The following is a 19,025-nucleotide window of genomic DNA, read 5'->3' on the forward strand; positions in this document are numbered from 1 at the left end:
TGGCACTGTTGTACGTTATCTTTTTTATGCGAAGGCAAATAAGATCCATATTCAACTACTACAGACCTCTGGGCGTCTATTCTTTTATGATCACCTTGGTGATTATGGCCATTCGGCCAAATCTTGTTTGGGCCGTATCGATCAAACTGTTTTTGGTGTTCTTGTTGTGGTTGATGTTGAGTGATAGAAAAGTAAGGCAGCGTTTGGGCTTTTATAAAATTAGCGGCGTGTCTAACATTAAGTTTTTTATGACGCTTTTTATTTTCGACTCCCTATTAACGATCTCCTTTTTTATGGCGGTTAAGGGGTTTATCTAAAAATCAACAACCACACCAACTCCTAGAAGTTGTTTCCATTGCACTTTAGCACCTTTCTCAACAAGTTCGGTTTCTGTCTCATCGTTGCTTTCCTCTAAGATTTTAATGTCATTGTCATAACGAATATGAGAGCCTAGGGTGGCCTTTACATAATTGTTTACCTTAAAGTTAAAAACCAGTTCCCAGTCAATATCAATATTACCAAAATCTTTAAGGTAATCTGTGTAAAGGCTGAGGTTGTGTCTTATTGCAATGTTCTCAAAGACTTCTTTTTCGTAGAAGTTGGTTATGAGGATTCCCATTTCGGTCCTTACATTTTCGCCTTTTATGATAACATTTCCCTCTTCATCTAAAACTGCTGGCTCCACACCAAACGAACCGGCATTTGCTAAGGTTTCATCTAAAACAAAAGTGGCTTTAAAGGTTAAAGGAGACATATAAACTGAGAACTTCTCAAGATTTTTACCATATTCAGCACCACCTCCTAAAAACAAATAGCCTGGCGCCATTAATCTAGAAATGGGGACATCTCGGTTGGGATATTGAAAACCGTCTGTAAATTGCGTTTTAAAATTGAAACGACCAGAGTAGTACCAATTGGTTATGGTATCTTTTCTATAACCTATGGTAGAGATCAGTTCGAGCTCATCTTCAGTTTTCCTTAACTTTTGTTCTTCTTGCTTATTAATCCCATAGCGCATGCGGGCACTATTTTTCCACTTATAATAGCTGTCACTATAGTCAAGACTGGAAATCATGGTGAGCAACGCCGAAATTGAATTGCTACCACCGGCATTCCAATTTACAAAAGTCACTTCACTAATGTCTAGACCAGCTTTGTTGGTTTGGGTCCAATTGAATAGTTTTCTTTTGGTTGTTGTAGAGTCGGCTTGAGAATAAAAACATTGAAATGTCAGCATCATCGCGATGCATACAGCTAGTCTCATTGGTGTTTAAAGTTTAGGGAAAATCAATTGGCACTAGTATTCAAAAATGCCAAATTCACTTTTAATTGTTAATTTCTTTTCTTCGGAAGGAGCAACATGTCCAATAATCTTGGCGTCCACGTTAAAGGATTTTGAAATGCTAATAATGGCTTCTGCAACTTGAGGGTTAACATACAATTCCATACGATGGCCGCAATTAAAAACTTGGTACATTTCTTTCCAGTCCGTTTTAGATTGGTCTTGAATTAGTTTAAATAACGGCGGGATTTCGAACATATTATCTTTGACAATATGTAAACGGTCTATAAAGTGAAGAATTTTGGTCTGTGCACCGCCCGAGCAATGTACCATACCATGAATATCTTCTGAATTATATTCTGAAAGAATGGCCTTAATAATTGGCGCATAAGTTCGGGTAGGAGAGAGCACCAGTTTACCGGCATCAATGGGAGAACCGTCAACCGTGTCTTTTAATTTTGTTTGTCCAGAATAGACCAAATCTTCAGGAACGGCCGCATCAAAACTTTCAGGATATTTTTCGGCTAAATACTTATGAAACACATCATGTCTCGCAGAGGTGAGTCCGTTACTGCCCATGCCGCCATTATATTCGGTTTCGTAAGTGGCCTGCCCGAAGCTTGCTAAGCCTACAATAACATCTCCAGATGCAATATTGGCGTTATCAATAACGTCTTTTCTTTTTAATCGTGCGGTTACGGTAGAGTCTACAATAATGGTGCGCACCAAATCACCAACGTCAGCGGTTTCTCCTCCTGTGGAATGAATGGTCACGCCGTGGGATTTGAGATCGTTGATCAAGGTTTCTGTACCATTAATAATGGCAGAGATTACTTTTCCAGGAATCAGGTTTTTGTTTCTTCCAATGGTTGAGGATAATAGGATATGATCTGTGGCACCAACGCAAATGAGGTCGTCAATGTTCATGATCAATGCATCTTGGGCAATGCCTTTCCAAACCGATAAGTCTCCTGTTTCTTTCCAATACATGTAAGCAAGAGAGGATTTTGTACCTGCGCCGTCAGCGTGCATGATTAAACAATAATCATCATCATTAGTCAAATAATCAGGCACAATTTTGCAAAATCCCTTCGGGAAAAGTCCTTTGTCGATATTTTTAATGGCATTGTGCACATCTTCTTTAGAGGCCGAAACCCCTCTTTGGGCATATCTTTTGCTGATGTCTTTACTCATGATTGGAAATTAAGCCACAAAAATAACAATAGTATTGATATTTAAGTAGAACAGATGCTGCTCATTTCTCGATTTTGCGTTGCAGATTTGACAATCAGAACACCCAAAATTGATCACATTCTCACGCAAACGTTATTGTTGATAAAATTTCACTAAATTCATAACCAATATTTTGCCTAGTGACAGAAAGTAATAATTTTGTATACTTCACTTATATAAATTAAAGCACAACATGAGTAAATCTAAGTTAGAGTACATTTGGTTAGATGGCTATAAGCCAACCCAAAATATGCGTAGTAAAACCAAAATAGAAGAAGATTTTAGCGGAAAGCTAGAAGATTGTCCGGTATGGTCATTTGATGGTAGTTCAACAAAGCAAGCTGAGGGCGGATCTTCAGATTGTTTATTGAAGCCTGTTGCCATTTATCCAGATCCTGCAAGAGATGATGCCTATTTGGTAATGACAGAGGTTTTGAATTCTGATGGAACCCCACACGAGTCTAACGGACGTGCTACTATTGATGATGATGATAATGATTTCTGGTTCGGGTTTGAGCAAGAATATTTCATTATGGATAAGCACACCCAATTGCCTTTAGGTTTCCCTATTGGAGGATATCCTGGACCACAGGGTATGTATTATTGCTCTGTTGGTGGACGTCATACACACGGTAGAGGTTTTGTTGAAGAGCACGCCGATTTATGTCTTGCCGCAGGCTTAAACTTTGAGGGTATTAATCAAGAGGTGGCTTCTGGCCAGTGGGAATACCAATTGTTTGCTAAAGGTGCAAAAAAAGCAGGTGATGAGATTTGGATTTCGAGATACTTATTGGATCGATTAACAGAGCAGTACGGGTATTACATTGAATACCATCCAAAACCTGTTAAGGGAGATTGGAATGGTTCTGGGATGCACGCTAACTTTTCAAACTCTGTGTTAAGAACTTGTGGAGACAAAGAAACATATATGAAAATTTGTGAAGCGTTTAGACCTGTTGTAAAAGAGCATATTGCTGTTTATGGTGAGTTTAATGATGAGCGATTAACCGGTAAGCACGAAACAGCATCTATCCATGACTTTAGTTATGGGGTTTCAGATCGTGGTGCTTCTATTCGTATCCCAATCATTACGGTTGAGAAAGGATGGAAAGGATGGTTAGAAGATCGTCGTCCAGCTTCAAATGGCGATCCTTATAAAATTGCAGGACGTATCGTTAAGACGGTGAAATCCGCAAATATTAGCTAGATTATCGCTATTATCAAAGATAAAAATGCGTCCTTCATTATTGAGGGACGTTTTTTATGCCCTAACTTTTGTGGTCATCATAGTTCAGTTGATGCCTTAACATAGAAGAGAAGAACCGGTAGTGTTGATGCCTGAAGGATTTGAAGCGCTCCAATTTCCGAAGAAAAAACTATAGCGGGAGCTTATTTTACCTGCTAGAATTATACTTGGGACCTAAAGGCAAGAAAAAGAAAAACGCCGTAAGCTGCAACCAGAAAAAATCCTTTGAAACGACCAATGTCCAATTTCTTCGGAATAAGAATCAATGGTAACAAAACCACCGCAAAACCAAGCATCCACAAAATATCACTGTTTAAAATACTGGCATCTGTAACTTCTATAGTTTTAACCATAGAGGTAAGGCCTAAAACAGAGCCGATGTTAAATATATTAGAGCCGATCAAGTTACCCAGTGATAAGGCTTTTTCTTGTTTTACGGCTGCTATGACCGATGCGGCCAATTCTGGAACGCTAGTGCCAATTGCAATTACCGTAGCGGCAATAACAGCATCACTAACCCCAAGGGTAATGGCAAGGTCTTTAGCGCCATCTACCAACCATTCTGAGCCAAAATATAAAGCTGCAGCCCCTATAAGCAGCCAAATGGTCATTTTAAAATTAGAAACTACCGCTAAGCTTTCATCTACTTCTTCTAAGGCTACTTCTTTTTTTGCGGAACGAATCAAGATGATCAAAAAAGCAATCAAGCCCACAAAAAGAAAGATGCCCTCTAGCGCAGTGAGTTGGTTATCGTTATATAAAAAATAATAAAGTAAAATAGAAAACACGAGCATGGCCGGCCAATTGAGCTTGTAAAAAGACCGGTCTACAGAAATAGAACTCACGAGTGCTGTGATGCCCAATACCAAACCAATGTTGGCTATATTAGAGCCAATAACATTGTTTAAAGCAATTGCAGGAGATCCTGCAAGCGCCGCGTTTAAGCTCACTAATAATTCGGGGGCTGAAGTGGCAAAACTCACCACCGTCATCCCTATGACCATTTTTGAAATGTTAAGTTTGAAGGATAAAGCAACAGAGGCACGCACTAAAAACTCGCCACCAATGACTAATAGAATCAACCCTAAGATAATCCAAAATATACTCATGAAATACTCGTTTTAAAAACCGTGATAGATGGTTAATTTGACAATGCGAAGATAGTATAAATTGAAGTTTGGACATATCATTTAAGTTACTTCCATTTGAAGTGTCTTTTAATTTTTATCTAAAATGCGCTCAAGCAATATTTAAGATCTTAATTTTGTAATTGGTAGTTAAGACGATTTATATGAATGTAAATCTATTTTTGAAACACATTTTAAGCAGCATTGCGCTTTGGGCAATACTTTTATTGCCAAGTCAATTGTTGGCACAACAAGATAGCAAGTCTACACTTCATAATATTGAGGACGTGAATATTACCATTGATGCTGCAACCACTATGCTCAATCTTGAGGATATCAATTTGATGTTGGCAGATTACGGTATTGTTGCCAATTTTAAGGATATCAAAAGAAACGGTGAGCATCTAATTATTGGCTTGAACATTACATTGACAGATAAGAATGGCAAGACCGTGACTTCACAATTTTTAAGTAACATCCCTATTGATCATATCGCTTTTGGAAGACGTCATGCCAAGCTGTATGTTGATGACGACAATGATTTAACTAACAAATCTACTAGTGAAGATGCTTTAGTTGAAAAGGAAGGCGCTTTTTCTGAGTCTGAAGATTATGATGCTAATCGCTACTTTAATAATCCGCATTCTATGTTTCTCTTTGAAGGAGATTCCTTGACCATAGATCAAATCAAGGAACGCATGATGCAGAATTTTAGTTTTAAGAATGCAAGATCAGATCGATTTGCCTTTCTCTTTGATGAAACGCATAATAACAGACAGACGACCTGTAAATTTAGTGAAGACGTCACTAAGAAGAAGGTCATAGTGATCGACGGTAAAATTTCAGATTTTAAAACCTTAAATGCATTGGCTAAAAAAGATCTGTTGGATGCTGTAGATGTTTTAAAACCAAAAATAGCCATTAGCGTTTATGGTAACAAAGCAAGAGACGGCGCCATAATAGCGACAACTAAGCACTAAAAAAAACAATTTTTTCTTTCTAAAAGACACCTACAAGCGTGTCTTTTTTGATATTTAGTAATATCTCATATACCGGTCGCTTTTATTTGTAACGAAAGAAGTAGTTTATTAACTATTTAATTAGTTGTATAACTATAAAAATAGTTATACATTTGATTTAAAGTTTAAAACACTGATAATCATGCAGAAACTTACCAATAAAGAAGAAGAGATCATGCACATCATGTGGCGATTGGAGACCGCTTTTGTAAAAGATGTGTTAGCAGAAATGGATGATAAACCACATTACAACACGCTCTCGACCATCATTAGAAATCTAGAAGAGAAAAACTACGTAGGACATAAGGCCTATGGTAAAACCCACGAATATTACCCTATTGTTCCTAAAGAAGCCTATAAAAAACGCTTTATGAGCAATGCGATAGACAGTTATTTTAATAGCTCTTATAAAAGTGTGGTGTCCTTTTTTGCTAAGGAAGATAAAATAAGCGTTGATGAGCTTAAGGAGATTATAGCGTTAATAGAGAAAAACAAGTAATTATGGACTATCTATTAAAATCTTCGGCCCTATTAGCTATTTTCTATATCTGCTATTTTCTGTTTTTGCAGCGCGAGACCTTTTTTCAATCTAACCGTTGGTTTTTGATTACAGGTTTACTCACATCCATTGTTTTGCCTTTCATTTTTATTCCTATATACGTTGAGGTCAATTCTTTTGATCTGTCGTCTATCACGCCAAAAGCCATGTCATATGTGCTTTACAATAGTCCAATAGAAATCACGGAGGAGCCTTTTGACGTAATCCAAGCGTTTTCTTGGGTGTATGTCGCTGGTATGGTGTTTTTTTTATTACGATTGCTGCTGGCGCTCTTCTCTCTACGCAAGCTGTTTAAGGCGACCAAATTAATAACGGTTGGTCAATTTAGGGTTTACGAAACCGCTCTCAACGTAACGCCTTTTTCATTTTTTAATCGAATTGTCTATAATCCCAGTCAGTTCAACGCTGAAGATTTAGAGCATATTATCAATCATGAAAAGGTTCATGCACGTCAATGGCATTCCGCAGATATTGTATTAGTGCAATTGTGCTGTTTGTTGTTCTGGTTTAACCCCGTGATTTGGATGTATAGAAAAGAAATGCGCCAAAATTTAGAATTTATTGCAGATGCTGAGGCACAGAGCCTTTCATTTGAAAACGGAGACTACCAGAAGGTGTTGCTTAAAACCTCACTGTCAAATCAAGAGTTGTCTCTTACAAATACCTTTTATACCTCATTAATCAAAAAACGAATCGTCATGTTACACCAATCAAAATCAAAAGCGATACATAAGATGAAGTTGGTATTCGCCATTCCGTTTATCGTACTTTTTATGATGAGTTTTAATACAGAAACCATCTACGTCGAAACTAATTCAAATAACGTCCCGCATGATGCTCTGAACCTGTTTCAAGAAGACTCTGTAAAGGTCACATTTCACAAAGATTTGACAGATGCAGATTTACAACAAATACAGCAAGATCTGCAAGTCAATAACATTTCATTCACTTACAAACGACTTAAGCGTAATGCCCAAGGTGAAATCACTGCGATTAACACTGTATTTACATCTCAAGGCAATAGTGCTACATATAACCTTGATAGCTCAAATCCTATATCATCATTTTATTTTGAGCAATCTCAAGATGAGTTTGGGGTGGGTAATATTGAGAATTCAGAAATAGAAACCACTAAAAATTCAAAAGCAAATACTCCAAATAAAAACACAGAAGATAGCGATACCACTAAAGTAAGAAAGACATCAACCTCGGCTGGTACTGTCACTCCTAAAGCGATAAATTCTAAAATATCTGATTCTTTATTTACAAAAACACTTAAGAACCTTTCGGGAACTATTAGTAAGGACGGTACTTTTACGAACATAAATGCTTTAGAAAACGGACAGCAACAACCAAATAGATTACAAGTGCAGGATCCTCTAATAATTTTGGATGGTCAGGAATCGTCATTGAGTGTCATGCAGCTTTTTGCTCCTAGCCAGATCGAATCGATAACTGTATTGAGAGGACAGCAGGCCATAGATGCTTATGGAGAAAAAGCGAAGCACGGTGCACTAATTGTAACCACTAAAAACTTTCTATCTATAGCCAATGCAAAGGTTAAGGACAAAATCATAGTGCATAGAGATGCAGATGGTCAATTCAAGATTTCTGGAGAAAATATAGCTGAAGTTTTATTCATTTTAGATGGAAAAAAAGTGTCTTACAGTACGCTCGAAACTGTTGATAAAGATGATTTTATCTCTGTAGAAGTTTTAGATGGTGTTGAGGCCGTTCAAAGATTTGGAAGCAACGGGAGTAATGGTGCGGTAATTATTAGAACGAATCCCAAAGGGAATAGCGCTATTGATGATTAAATACCTTCGGAAATCATTACATCTAAAAACCCTTCAGTATTAATAATACTGAAGGGTTTTTGATTATAGTAAAAGTCACTGTTGTTAGTTGATGACAATCTTTTTTACGGTTTGTTTATTTTCCGAAGAAATATTTAAAAGATAAATTCCGCTCGGTAAGTTTAAATGGATTGTAGCTTCTTTGTTGTAAATGAAAGATTTTAAAAATTGGCCTTCTATTGAAAACACACTGATGTTTGCTTGGGCGTCAAGTCCGTTAATGGTAATGCTGTCTGTTGTAGGGTTTGGGTATAGACGAATTGCATTGGCATCAAACTTTGTAACATTCAATTCTTGATTCCAAATATCTCCAACGTTTGTTCCCCAAAGATATTCTACTAATTCAGGTTGATCAATAAATGGGTTTCTATTGAACTGCCAAGTATAAACCAGATTGTTTCGGTTCATTTCAAAGTCGTCGGGCGGGTCGTTTCTATGCCAATCCAATAAGGTTGCTAAATCTCCAAGTGCTCCTGTTGTGCCTTCAGGAAACCCGTTGACAACTTGAAGTCCGTTATATCTAATTTCCATATAGAGCACACTTCTAGCAACGTCGCCATAAAAACTGCCTTGAGTTGCTTCTGGACCAGTATATTGCCCATAATGCAGATTATTACGGGTGCTGTTTTCAATGGCATCTGCCGCGCGTAAGGCATGAGCATCAGAGTTGCCATGGCGTAAAGAATCGGCTTTGGTACTCCAAAATACATCGGGACCATCCGCAATGCCATCTTCCTCTATATCATAAAAGCCACCTCTAGATCTTGGGAAGGTATGTTCTCTGTTCCATTTGTTTTGGTTGTTGGAGCTTGTTTGAAAATCTAGTTTTGGTCGTCCTTCTTCAGAATACACCAACCACACTTGGTTGCTGTTTAAGGGGTTTTGATCGGCAGATTTTAAAATGTCAATGATATCGGCATAGGTTTGTGCTCTTACGATGTCAGGATTTGCAATAATGTTTTGCAACGCTTCCCGAAGGTCATCATCTGCCAATTGATCGAGCGTGTTATAATATCCAGAAGGTTGTGTGCTCGTTACATTTCCGAAGGTAGGATTTACGGGGGTGCCAAAATTTGCCATCGTAAAATCATTGTCTACAATTCTAATTTGGAGATTGTTATTTAAGGCCAAATATCCTGAAGGTAAGCTCTCGAACCGTAGTTCGGTCACTTCATCTCCTTCATCTTCACTATCATCAACAAGGGTAATGGTAGTTGATGCGTAGGTTTCATTTGTAGGGATGCTAATGGCGGTGTTCCCAATAAAATCGGTGGTATTGAAACCATTGTTGTCGAAAAGAATATTGAAATTTAAAGGTTCTGTAACAGGAATTTCAGAAGTAAAGCTAATCTCAAAGCTGTCGCCTTCTTCATACTGCTCTTGAGCAACTGAGATACTAATACCATTAAGTACAATGCCGCTACCATCGTTAAGCTGTCTAGGTGTTGGAGTGGTGGAGGTGTAGCTAACGTTACCGTCAAGATCAACAAAACGTTGTATGGAGTTTGTGTTATTGCCTGGTCCCTCATTGATTTGTGTTATGCTTGCAAATCTTGGATCTGCACTAAAAATAGCAATCATATCGTCGTCATCTGGGTCTGAGGTGTCGTAAAGCAGCACGTCTACAAGATTTTCAATAGTGGCCAGCGTTTGTTCAGGAAAATCAAGATCATCGGCTTGGTACAGTGCTACCGCATCTGGGCCGTTTTGAAATGTGTTTGGAGCAATCAAAAGCTGAGGTACAGGACTCACAGCATTGCTGCCAATGAGCAATAATCCATTAACATCGGTGACGTAGCCATCAAGGTCTAAGGCAAAATAACTAGAGTTCATCCCTGAAGAAGATCCGTTAAAAAACACGAGAATATAACCGTCAAGAGGGGTTTCTGGATTTTCGGAGAGGAGCTCAATAAATTCCATGTCATCAACACCAGGAGTATCACAGTCGAGTTCATTGATGACTACTTGAGAAAATAAGCTCGTTGTAAAACAGAAGAGGATAAACAGTTGTAAGGCTAATTTCATCTCAGATTTTTTTATAAAAGTAATATTCTCGGCCGTTATTTTAAGATTACGGAGTTATCAAAAGGTTATTTCTGGCGTGTTGTATTTCTCATTTTTAAAGATGACTTTGGGAGTAGCGCCATCTCTAAAAATTAAAATCTGAAAAGATAGAATAGCGTAAAAGCGACTATTTAAAGACAAATTGGCCCTTGGTTTAGAAAATACCCTTTAAAAACCCTCTATATTTATTTCAATATGAAACAATAAATATAAAATAATATTACAAATATTAACTTTTTTGAAGGATATGTATAAAATATTGAAATAGAGTATGTATTTTTAGTTATGATTTCGTATTCAAATTCATAGAATCTGATCTGATCTCTTGGAAACATAAGGTGTTGCTTTCTATATTGAAAACTCATTAATGAAAGACACCAAAATTTAATCAATAATTAACCTTTAAATCCAAAGACAATGATGACACTAGCAAAACTACTAATCGATATTCTGTTTATAATTAGCTAAACGAATGATCGTAAATCGAAGGAGGTTTAACCAACTCGATAACAATGTGGAATCCGCTTTATGTAAATAAGAAGGTTCTGCATTTGTCGTGCAGTAACAGTTGCAGAGAAGCTATAAAACCGTTACATTTATAAATCATGATGTGAATTTATAGTTATGAAAAAACGATTGTTCAGAGCACTTGCTAAACTCAATAAGGTCATACTGCCTAGTTATTCAAAGCAGCAATTAGATTTAAGTAAGGCGAGTCAACTGCAAATGGCAGTGATAGGATGGCGAGTTTATGTAACGAAAAGAGCCTTGTAGCTTGTTTTTTTATCAAAAGAAATACCTTCACTAATGTTTTGACTAATTTTGTTTTGTGATTGTTGGGAAAAGAAATATATTTGCACCCCGAAATAGCAGTCTTTTTTTGTTGTTTCGGAATTACATAAAGGCCTCGTGGCGCAACTGAATAGCGCACTTGATTACGGCTCAAGAGGTTACTGGTTTGAATCCAGTCGAGGTCACTAGCTTAAAAGCCCTGTTTACAGGGCTTTTTCTATTTATAGACTTTAGCTAGATTAGCGCGTTCGTTTGTTTTATACCGTATTTTGTGGTAAAAAAGCACGTAAGTTGACGGGATCCGAAGCAATCGAGTCGAGTTAAAAAAATCAAATCCATTCTCCACGGTAGATGGATTTTTTGTTTTAGTTAGCTTCATAATGTCTACGCTTATTCTATTTCCTATTTCTAAAACAATAACCTATCACTTATTTTTCAGTTTAAGAGTCGCTAAATTTTATTTGACGACATTCCTTTTTTATCTTCATGCACTTTTAATACTTAAAAATGATTGAAGACCTTAAGAAGAATTACGGATCTCTATTTGAGCCAGCGCTCATTGACGAAATCAATAAAGTAGGGCTGCTTTTAGAAGTACCCGAAGGTGAAGATTTGATAAGACCAGGGCAGTATATCAAATCGATGCCTTTATTGCTTTCGGGAAGTATAAAGATCATGCGTCCTGATTCTGAAGGAGACGAACTCCTATTGTATCATATTGAAAAGGGAGACACCTGTGCCATGACCATGACCTGCTGTCTTGGGCATACAAAAAGTGAAATTCACGCTGTTGCCGAAACATCGGCAAAACTCTTAATGATTCCCATTGCTAAAATGGAAGAATGGTCTAGCACGTATAAATCTTGGCGTAATTTTGTGTTCAATAGTTACCATGCCAGAATGATGGAAATGCTAGAAAGTATTGATAACATCGCATTCAATAATATGGATGAGCGTTTGGAAAATTATCTGGACCAGAAAATAAAAATCTTAAACAGTAAACACATTTATACCACTCATAAAGATATTGCGAGTGACCTTCATACAAGTCGAGTGGTTATCTCTAGACTTCTCAAAAAGATGGAAAAGGATCATAAAATAAAACTTCACCGCAGTTTTGTTGAAGTCTTGTAACATTGGTTACTTAGAGTTCTTTTTCGGTTCTATACATTTGTAGCATATTTAAACCATAATGAGTATCATAGAGATTTTAGGATATATAGGAGCGCTTCTAGTAGGGGTCGTGTTGGGGCTTATTGGAGGAGGAGGTTCCATATTGACGGTTCCTGTATTGGTGTATTTCTTTTACCTTAATCCTGTTACAGCTACAGCATATTCGCTTTTTGTAGTGGGAAGTTCTGCATTGGTAGGCGCTTTACGCAATATGCAAAAAAATCTGGTTGTTTTTAAAACCGCTTTTGTATTTGCGGGCCCTGCACTTGTCATGGTATTTGTCACTAGAAAATTTATAATACCGGCAATTCCTGAACAGCTGTTTTCAATTGGCGGTTTACTAATTACAAAGAGCTTGGCCATTATGGTGTTTTTTGCCATCATTATGCTTTTGGCATCTGTAACCATGATTCGAAACAGAAAGCCAGAGAAAGAACAGGTCGCTCTAAATCCGGCGAATCATGCCTTATTGGTTATTCAAGGTATCGTAATTGGTTTTATTACGGGTATGGTAGGTGCAGGTGGCGGCTTCTTAATTATTCCGGCTTTAGTCATCTTGGCAAAACTACCGATGAAAAAAGCAGTGGCAACATCACTTTTTATAATCGCAATCAATTCCTTAATTGGCTTTACAGGTGATATTTCAAACATAACAATAGATTGGTCATTCCTGTTTTTATTTACAGTGCTGTCTATAATAGGGATTTTTATAGGCATTTGGCTCAATAAATTTTTTGATGGCAAACGGCTTAAAAAAGCATTTGGATGGTTTGTACTGGTGATGGGGATCTATATCATTTACAAGGAACTTTTCAGCTAAGATCTTTTGTTGCATCTCAATGCATCTATCGGTTACTTTTTTTAGGTTGGGTATCAAAGGTTACACTATAGCACTTCATTCTTTATTAATTTTATAAAAAATTAAATATTATGACTATTAAACAATTTGAATATAAGCCACTTGCACATTTTTCTTACGCTATTGTGAGCGATGGTGAAATGGCGGTTATTGACCCAGAACGAAATCCAGAGCAATACTATGCTTTTGCGAAAGCGAACAATGCAAAAATTGTAGCGGTAATAGAAACACACCCTCATGCCGATTTTGTGAGCTCTCATTTAGAGATTTATAACCATACAAATGCTACCATATATAATAGCGAAAAATTGGGTGCCGATTATCCACACCATTCATTTGACTCAGGTGATCAAATTCAATTAGGAGCCATCACATTAAAAGCTTTAAATACACCTGGCCACTCGCCAGATAGTATTACGATAATTGCAACAGACGGAAAAGACACGGCGTTATTTACGGGAGATACGTTGTTTATTGGAGATGTAGGTCGACCCGATTTGCGTGAAAAAGCAGGCAACATGAGAGCTAAACGCGAAGAATTGGCCGAAATGATGTACGAGTCGATTACAACTAAATTCACTGATTTGCCAGATGATGCGCTTGTCTATCCAGCACATGGCGCAGGTTCTCTTTGTGGTAAGAATTTGAGCGATGCCGCGAGCAGCACACTCGGAAATGAGCGTAATGATAATTGGGCTTTCAAAAAACAATCTAAAGAAGCTTTTATGGAAACCATACTTGACGGGCAGCCATTTATACCTCATTATTTTGGGTTTGATGTAGACACCAACAAGACTGGAGCTGCTCATTTAAAGTCGTCAATTGATCTTATTCCATTTACTGAAAATACAACTGCCGAAGGATTAATTATAGATATGCGTGATGAAGTTACTTTTAAAAAGGGGCATCTCAAAGGGAGTATTAATATTCAAGCGGTGTCTGAAACATCAAAATTTGAAACTTGGTTAGGGTCTATCGTAAAACCTGAAGATCAATTCACCTTGGTCATAGATCATAAAGAAAATAAAGAGGCCTTACTGCACCGTATAGCCAAAATCGGTTATGAAAAGCAACTCAAGCAAGTCATAACGCTTTTAGACCAAGAGATGAAACGTACAGCAAAACTCGACCTGGAGGATTTTAAAAATAACCCAGACAACTATACTATTGTTGACATTCGCAATCAAAGTGAAATCAATAATGGGAAGTTTTTTGAAAATGCGCTTGAGCATCCATTGAATGAGTTACGCGAAACGGCAAATCAAATTCCAACGAACAAGCCTATCGTTGTGCATTGTGCAGGTGGATATCGCAGTGCTGCCGGAAGCAGTATTGTACAGAACGTTTTGAAGGATGCACTAGTCTATGATTTAAGTGAAGCTGTGAGTCAGTTTCAATAAAAATAACCTTCCCATAACCCTATGGAATAGCAGTTGAGACCATTCATTTTACATCGGTAAAGTGGATGGTTTTTTCATAAAAATAGTTTCAGATGAAAAAATAAAAAAGGGAGGTGTTTCAGAAGCAAAAAACCGACTATTTGCCAACGTTTAATTAGCTTTCAATTTAGCTAAGAGTTGGGTTCTTCTTATCTTTGTATCAATCAAAACAGCTAAGAGATGGATACCGAAATTCTTGCTCGAGTACAGTTCGCTTTTACAATCGCCTTTCACTATATCTATCCACCTTTAAGCATTGGCTTAGGTTTAATAATGGTAATTTTTGAAAGTCTTTGGATTAAGACAAAAAATGAAAAATACCATATTCTTGCTAAATTTTGGACTAAGATTTTCGCACTTACCTTTGGCATAGGCGTTGTTACCGGTATTGTTATGGAGTTTGAGTTTGGCACCAATTGGGCCACGTACTCACGATATGTAGGAGATATCTTTGGAAGCGCACTTGCCGCCGAAGGTATTTTTGCCTTTGCTCTAGAAAGTGGGTTTTTAGGAATTTTGCTCTTTGGCTGGAACCGGGTGAAACCTTGGGTGCATTTAGTGGCTACCATAGGCGTGTTTTTGGGTTCTATGTTTTCTGCAGTATGGATTGTTGTTGCTAACAGCTGGCAGCAAACGCCTGCAGGGTATCATATTGTTGGAGAAGGGATGAACGCTCGAGCAGAAATTACAGATTTTTGGGCCATGGTTTTTAATCCTTCAAGTGTAGACCGGCTTACGCACACTTGGTTTGCCGCGTTTTTGGCAGGCGCTTTTTTGGTGCTAAGTGTTCACGCTTATTATTTGGTTAAAGGCCGTTTTGTTGAAATCTCAAAAATGGCATTTAAAATAGCACTTACCGTTGCTACCGTATTTTCTTTGGCGCAATTGGTCACAGGTCACAGTTCGGCAGACGGTGTGGCCCAAAATCAACCGGCGAAGTTGGCTGCAATGGAAGGGCATTATGAGAAAAGTGCACCTGCAGATTTGTACTTGTTTGGTTGGGTAGATGACGAGAGTCAGGAAGTGGTGGGTTTAAAAATACCTGGCGGACTCTCTTTCTTGGTTGATCAAGATTTTGATGCACCAATAACAGGGCTCAATGCCTTCCCTAAAGAAGACCGACCAGGCCAAATAAACGCGGTATTTCAATTTTATCACATCATGATTGCGATAGGGATGTTTTTTATAGCATTAACGGTATATGCCTGTTATTTGTGGTGGCGTAAGAAATTATTTAAAACCAGATGGCTCTTAAAAACCTTCGTGTTTTCTGTGATCCTTGCCCAAATAGGAAACCAAGTCGGTTGGTTTGCTGCGGAAATGGGACGGCAACCTTGGGTGGTCTATGGGCATTTAAGAACTTCCGAAGCATTTTCTCAAGCGGTTACAGCCAACCAAATTGTGTTTTCATTGATCATGTTCTTTTTTATTTATGCCTTGCTCTTATTTTTGTTTTTATACCTCCTAAACAAGAAAATAAAACACGGTCCTTATAATGACGAAGATGCTGACAAAACCGAAAGACCTTTGACCGAGGAGATCGCAGATGAAGTTTCTAAAACCATTAACGCCTAAACAATTAAATTATGGAAACGCTTTTTGGTATCGATTATCCCACATTATGGTTTTTGGTTGTAGGAGGCCTTTTTTCAGGTTATGCTATTTTAGACGGATTTGATTTTGGAGCAGGCGCCTGGCACTTGTTCTTTAAGAAAGAATTGAGTCGTCGAGTGGCCCTCAATGCCGTTGGTCCCGTTTGGGATGGTAATGAGGTGTGGTTAGTTATTGGTGGCGGAGCGCTTTTTGCAGGATTCCCCGTGATGTATGGTACATTTTTCTCAGGCATGTACATTCCGTTTATGTTATTTCTAATGTTCATCATTTTTCGAGCCATCGCTATCGAATTCCGAAGTAAAGAAGAGATGTTATGGTGGCGCAAAATGTGGGATATTGCCTATAGTGTGAGCAGCATCATGCTGGCTTTTTTGTTGGGCGTGGTATTGGGCAATGTATTGCAGGGCATACCCATAGGACCAGATTTAGAATATGACGGGAGTCCGTTCTTAGGCTTTTTAAATCCCTATGCCATTCTAACAGGGTTCACCACCTTATTTCTTTTTATGACTCACGGCGCTATTTATTTATTGCTCAAAACCGAAGGAAAACTATTTGATAAATTAGAAGGGTTACTAAAAAAGGGCATCATTTTGTTTATTGTATGCTTTTCAATTACCACGCTCTATACACTAATCTACATTCCGCATTTGAGTGATGATTTTAAAGCGAGTCCTGTTTTATTTGTTATTCCCGTGCTCACATTTTTAAGTATTGCCAATATTCCTAGATTGGCAAGTAAAAAGAAATTTCATCATGCCTTTTTCTTTTCAGCATTAACCATTTCTTTGTTGATGGTTCTGGTTGCAATTGAGTTGTATCCAACCTTACTTTATTCTACAATAGACCCCAAAAACAGCATCACCATCTATAATGCAGCCTCTTCTGATAAATCCTTAGGAATAAGCTTGACCATGGTGGCTATAGGAGGGCCATTGGTATTGGGCTATACGTATTTTGTTTACAAGACCTTTGCAGGCAAAGTAAGATTGGACGATCATAGTTATTAGCTTTTGTAACATTTGTTACCGTTTTGCTGTAACGAAACCTAGATATTTGCATTAAAATAAAATCTTATGAATTGGATTTATGATCCTTGGCCTTGGTATGTGGCCGGACCACTTATTGCGTTAGTCATGTTTGTACTGCTTATTGTGGGTAAACAATTTGGAATGTCCTCTAACCTGCGTACTGCCTGTGCTGCACTAGGAGCAGGCAAAGCTTCAGATTTTTTTAAGTTCAATTGGAAAGCCGAACGTTGGAACTTAATGGTAGTTTTAGGCGCCATTTTGGGCGGTTTTTTGGCATCAACTTATATGTCTAATACTACCATGGACATTAACCCAAATGTGGCTGAGCAACTTTCTGAAGACTATAACATTGAAAGTACAGGACAAGCTTATCTACCTACAGAATTATTTGCGACCGAAAATCTTTCAGATCCGTTTACAATATTTGTTCTTTTAATTGGAGGACTTTTAGTGGGGTTTGGAGCGCGATATGCGGGCGGCTGTACTTCTGGTCATGCTATTTCAGGTCTTAGTAATTTACAATTACCTTCACTCATTGCGGTTATCGGTTTTTTTATTGGTGGGCTAGTAATGATTCATCTCATATTTCCTTTAATCTTTTAAGTTATGCGCTATTTCACCTATTTAGTAATCGGTATGTTTTTTGGAATAATCATGTTTAAATCTGAAGCAGCGTCATGGTTTCGTATATATGAAATGTTTCAATTTGGAAGTTTCCACATGTATGGTATTATAGGCTCGGCTCTAGTGATAGGGGTTATAGGAGTTAAGGTCATTAAAAGAATGAATGTAAAACCTATTAATGGAGGACAAATGTCTTTGCGCCCTAAAGAAAAAAGTATCGCAAGATATCTTATTGGAGGTATCATTTTTGGATTGGGTTGGGCGCTTTCAGGAGCTTGCCCAGGGCCCATGTATGTACTTTTAGGAGCAGGATATCCGTCTATTCTTATCGTGATCTTTGGAGCCTTACTGGGGACTTTTCTCTACGGTATCGTAAAAAACCGTTTGCCGCATTAATAGTTAAAACTCATTATTTGGGGTGAAAACGCAATACAGTGTACAGTAATCATTTTTATGATCATATTAAGATGTGAGACTCAAAGTAAATGTTGCTAATCACACTTCTGTCTAGCCTCTTATGTTATGGCCTTAGAATATGTCAGGCGGACTTGAAATTAAAAATTTCATTCGCTTCCAAAAGGTAAGTGCCGTAGGATTATTAGGAAACGTAAGATCAGACAGTAACATTAAGTTTCTTTTAAATTGCTCAAATTCAGCTTTAGAAGTATTGTTTTGATCAATTGGGTAATAGGCCATGCCCCAATTGGGAAATGTTCTCAAATCAATACTGTCATTTGAAAACATTTGGACATTTGTATGCCGTTCGTCTTTTTTGATTTTAGCGTAAAGTGCTTCTATAATTTCTTTTTCACCTTCAAGAACTTGCATGAAGGTACCCATGTAATAGATAAGACAACCTGTAATATCTTGTTTGTTGTTGTTAGCTCGAGCCTCTTCTAAAAGTTTCTCCATTTCAACTGTAGATAATGGTTTTGACGCTTTAGATTCGTATGAAAGTGTATGCATGATCCAGCAATTTCTATATTTTTTTGGATGCCAAAGATATTAATATTTAGAATTCTAGATTAAAAGAATTGAATTGGAGACTGACAATTTTGGAGATTTTAAGCTTATAAATATTGATGATTATAGCTTGGTTGTAAAGCA

The 19,025-nt window shown here is 37.6% G+C and carries 18 protein-coding genes and 1 tRNA gene; 14 read left to right on the forward strand and 5 right to left on the reverse strand.

The window, feature by feature from the left end; all coding sequences use genetic code 11:
- Positions 1–26 precede the first annotated feature (26 nt).
- Positions 27–317, forward strand: coding sequence for a hypothetical protein (locus P176_RS0115240; protein ID WP_026755519.1), 291 nt, complete (start codon positions 27–29; stop codon positions 315–317).
- On the opposite strand, the gene P176_RS0115245 is transcribed toward P176_RS0115240, so the two are convergent.
- Both P176_RS0115245 and P176_RS0115250 read right to left on the reverse strand, forming a co-directional pair.
- A complete protein-coding gene (locus tag P176_RS0115245; RefSeq protein WP_026755520.1) occupies positions 314–1,264 on the reverse strand; it encodes a DUF3078 domain-containing protein in 951 nt (316 codons plus the stop codon). The genes P176_RS0115240 and P176_RS0115245 overlap by 4 nt on opposite strands.
- A 33-nt stretch (positions 1,265–1,297) precedes the next feature.
- On the reverse strand, positions 1,298–2,476 hold the full coding sequence (locus tag P176_RS0115250) for an AIR synthase related protein (protein ID WP_026755521.1): 1,179 nt from the start codon (positions 2,474–2,476) through the stop codon (positions 1,298–1,300).
- 232 nt (positions 2,477–2,708) lie between these two features.
- Here P176_RS0115250 and P176_RS0115255 point away from each other — a divergent pair, with 232 nt between their 5' ends.
- Complete coding sequence (locus P176_RS0115255; protein ID WP_026755522.1) at positions 2,709–3,722, forward strand: glutamine synthetase beta-grasp domain-containing protein; 1,014 nt, start codon at positions 2,709–2,711, stop codon at positions 3,720–3,722.
- 200 nt (positions 3,723–3,922) lie between these two features.
- Here P176_RS0115255 and P176_RS0115260 read toward each other — a convergent pair whose 3' ends face one another.
- Complete coding sequence (locus tag P176_RS0115260) at positions 3,923–4,870, reverse strand: calcium/sodium antiporter (protein ID WP_026755523.1); 948 nt, start codon at positions 4,868–4,870, stop codon at positions 3,923–3,925.
- A gap of 200 nt (positions 4,871–5,070) precedes the next feature.
- Here P176_RS0115260 and P176_RS0115265 point away from each other — a divergent pair, with 200 nt between their 5' ends.
- The 3 genes from P176_RS0115265 to P176_RS20105 all read left to right on the forward strand — a co-directional run bounded on the left by P176_RS0115265 (position 5,071) and on the right by P176_RS20105 (position 8,283).
- Positions 5,071–5,868 (forward strand): hypothetical protein, encoded by a 798-nt coding sequence (locus P176_RS0115265; protein WP_156033111.1) that lies wholly within the window; start codon positions 5,071–5,073, stop codon positions 5,866–5,868.
- Positions 5,869–6,049: 181 nt separating this feature from the next.
- Positions 6,050–6,406: a BlaI/MecI/CopY family transcriptional regulator gene (locus tag P176_RS0115270; RefSeq protein WP_026755525.1), complete on the forward strand. Its 357-nt coding sequence runs from the start codon at positions 6,050–6,052 to the stop codon at positions 6,404–6,406.
- A gap of 2 nt (positions 6,407–6,408) precedes the next feature.
- Positions 6,409–8,283 carry a M56 family metallopeptidase gene (locus P176_RS20105; protein ID WP_051605524.1) on the forward strand — a complete coding sequence of 625 codons (1,875 nt, stop codon included), beginning with the start codon at positions 6,409–6,411 and terminating at the stop codon, positions 8,281–8,283.
- Between the two features lie 84 nt (positions 8,284–8,367).
- Here P176_RS20105 and P176_RS0115280 read toward each other — a convergent pair whose 3' ends face one another.
- The gene (locus P176_RS0115280; protein WP_026755526.1) at positions 8,368–10,347 is read right to left on the reverse strand and encodes an endonuclease; all 1,980 of its coding nucleotides are present in this window, start codon (positions 10,345–10,347) and stop codon (positions 8,368–8,370) included.
- Between the two features lie 663 nt (positions 10,348–11,010).
- On the opposite strand from P176_RS0115280, the gene P176_RS20740 reads away from it, so the two are divergent.
- The 9 genes from P176_RS20740 (at position 11,011) to P176_RS0115325 (ending at position 18,314) form a co-directional block, all read left to right on the forward strand.
- Complete coding sequence (locus P176_RS20740; protein WP_026755527.1) at positions 11,011–11,160, forward strand: hypothetical protein; 150 nt, start codon at positions 11,011–11,013, stop codon at positions 11,158–11,160.
- A 129-nt stretch (positions 11,161–11,289) separates the two neighbouring features.
- Positions 11,290–11,363: transfer RNA gene (locus P176_RS0115290), tRNA-Arg, on the forward strand.
- A gap of 322 nt (positions 11,364–11,685) precedes the next feature.
- A complete protein-coding gene (locus P176_RS0115295; protein WP_026755528.1) occupies positions 11,686–12,312 on the forward strand; it encodes a Crp/Fnr family transcriptional regulator in 627 nt (208 codons plus the stop codon).
- A 58-nt stretch (positions 12,313–12,370) separates the two neighbouring features.
- Entirely contained in the window at positions 12,371–13,171 is an 801-nt protein-coding gene (locus P176_RS0115300) for a sulfite exporter TauE/SafE family protein (protein WP_026755529.1), read from the forward strand.
- A gap of 110 nt (positions 13,172–13,281) precedes the next feature.
- Positions 13,282–14,610, forward strand: a complete 1,329-nt coding sequence (locus P176_RS0115305) for an MBL fold metallo-hydrolase (RefSeq protein WP_026755530.1) — start codon at positions 13,282–13,284, stop codon at positions 14,608–14,610.
- Between the two features lie 219 nt (positions 14,611–14,829).
- Positions 14,830–16,224, forward strand: a complete 1,395-nt coding sequence (locus P176_RS0115310) for a cytochrome ubiquinol oxidase subunit I (RefSeq protein ID WP_026755531.1) — start codon at positions 14,830–14,832, stop codon at positions 16,222–16,224.
- 11 nt (positions 16,225–16,235) lie between these two features.
- Positions 16,236–17,273: a cytochrome d ubiquinol oxidase subunit II gene (cydB, locus tag P176_RS0115315; protein WP_026755532.1), complete on the forward strand. Its 1,038-nt coding sequence runs from the start codon at positions 16,236–16,238 to the stop codon at positions 17,271–17,273.
- 66 nt (positions 17,274–17,339) lie between these two features.
- Positions 17,340–17,897 (forward strand): YeeE/YedE family protein, encoded by a 558-nt coding sequence (locus P176_RS0115320; RefSeq protein ID WP_026755533.1) that lies wholly within the window; start codon positions 17,340–17,342, stop codon positions 17,895–17,897.
- Positions 17,898–17,900: 3 nt separating this feature from the next.
- Positions 17,901–18,314 (forward strand): DUF6691 family protein, encoded by a 414-nt coding sequence (locus tag P176_RS0115325; protein ID WP_026755534.1) that lies wholly within the window; start codon positions 17,901–17,903, stop codon positions 18,312–18,314.
- Positions 18,315–18,446: 132 nt separating this feature from the next.
- Here the strand turns inward: P176_RS0115325 and P176_RS19615 are convergent, their stop codons facing one another.
- Positions 18,447–18,884: a BLUF domain-containing protein gene (locus tag P176_RS19615; protein ID WP_051605525.1), complete on the reverse strand. Its 438-nt coding sequence runs from the start codon at positions 18,882–18,884 to the stop codon at positions 18,447–18,449.
- Positions 18,885–19,025: the final 141 nt, after the last annotated feature.

It is taken from the genome of Sediminibacter sp. Hel_I_10 (assembly GCF_000688335.1).
Classification (GTDB): Bacteria; Bacteroidota; Bacteroidia; order Flavobacteriales; family Flavobacteriaceae; genus Psychroserpens.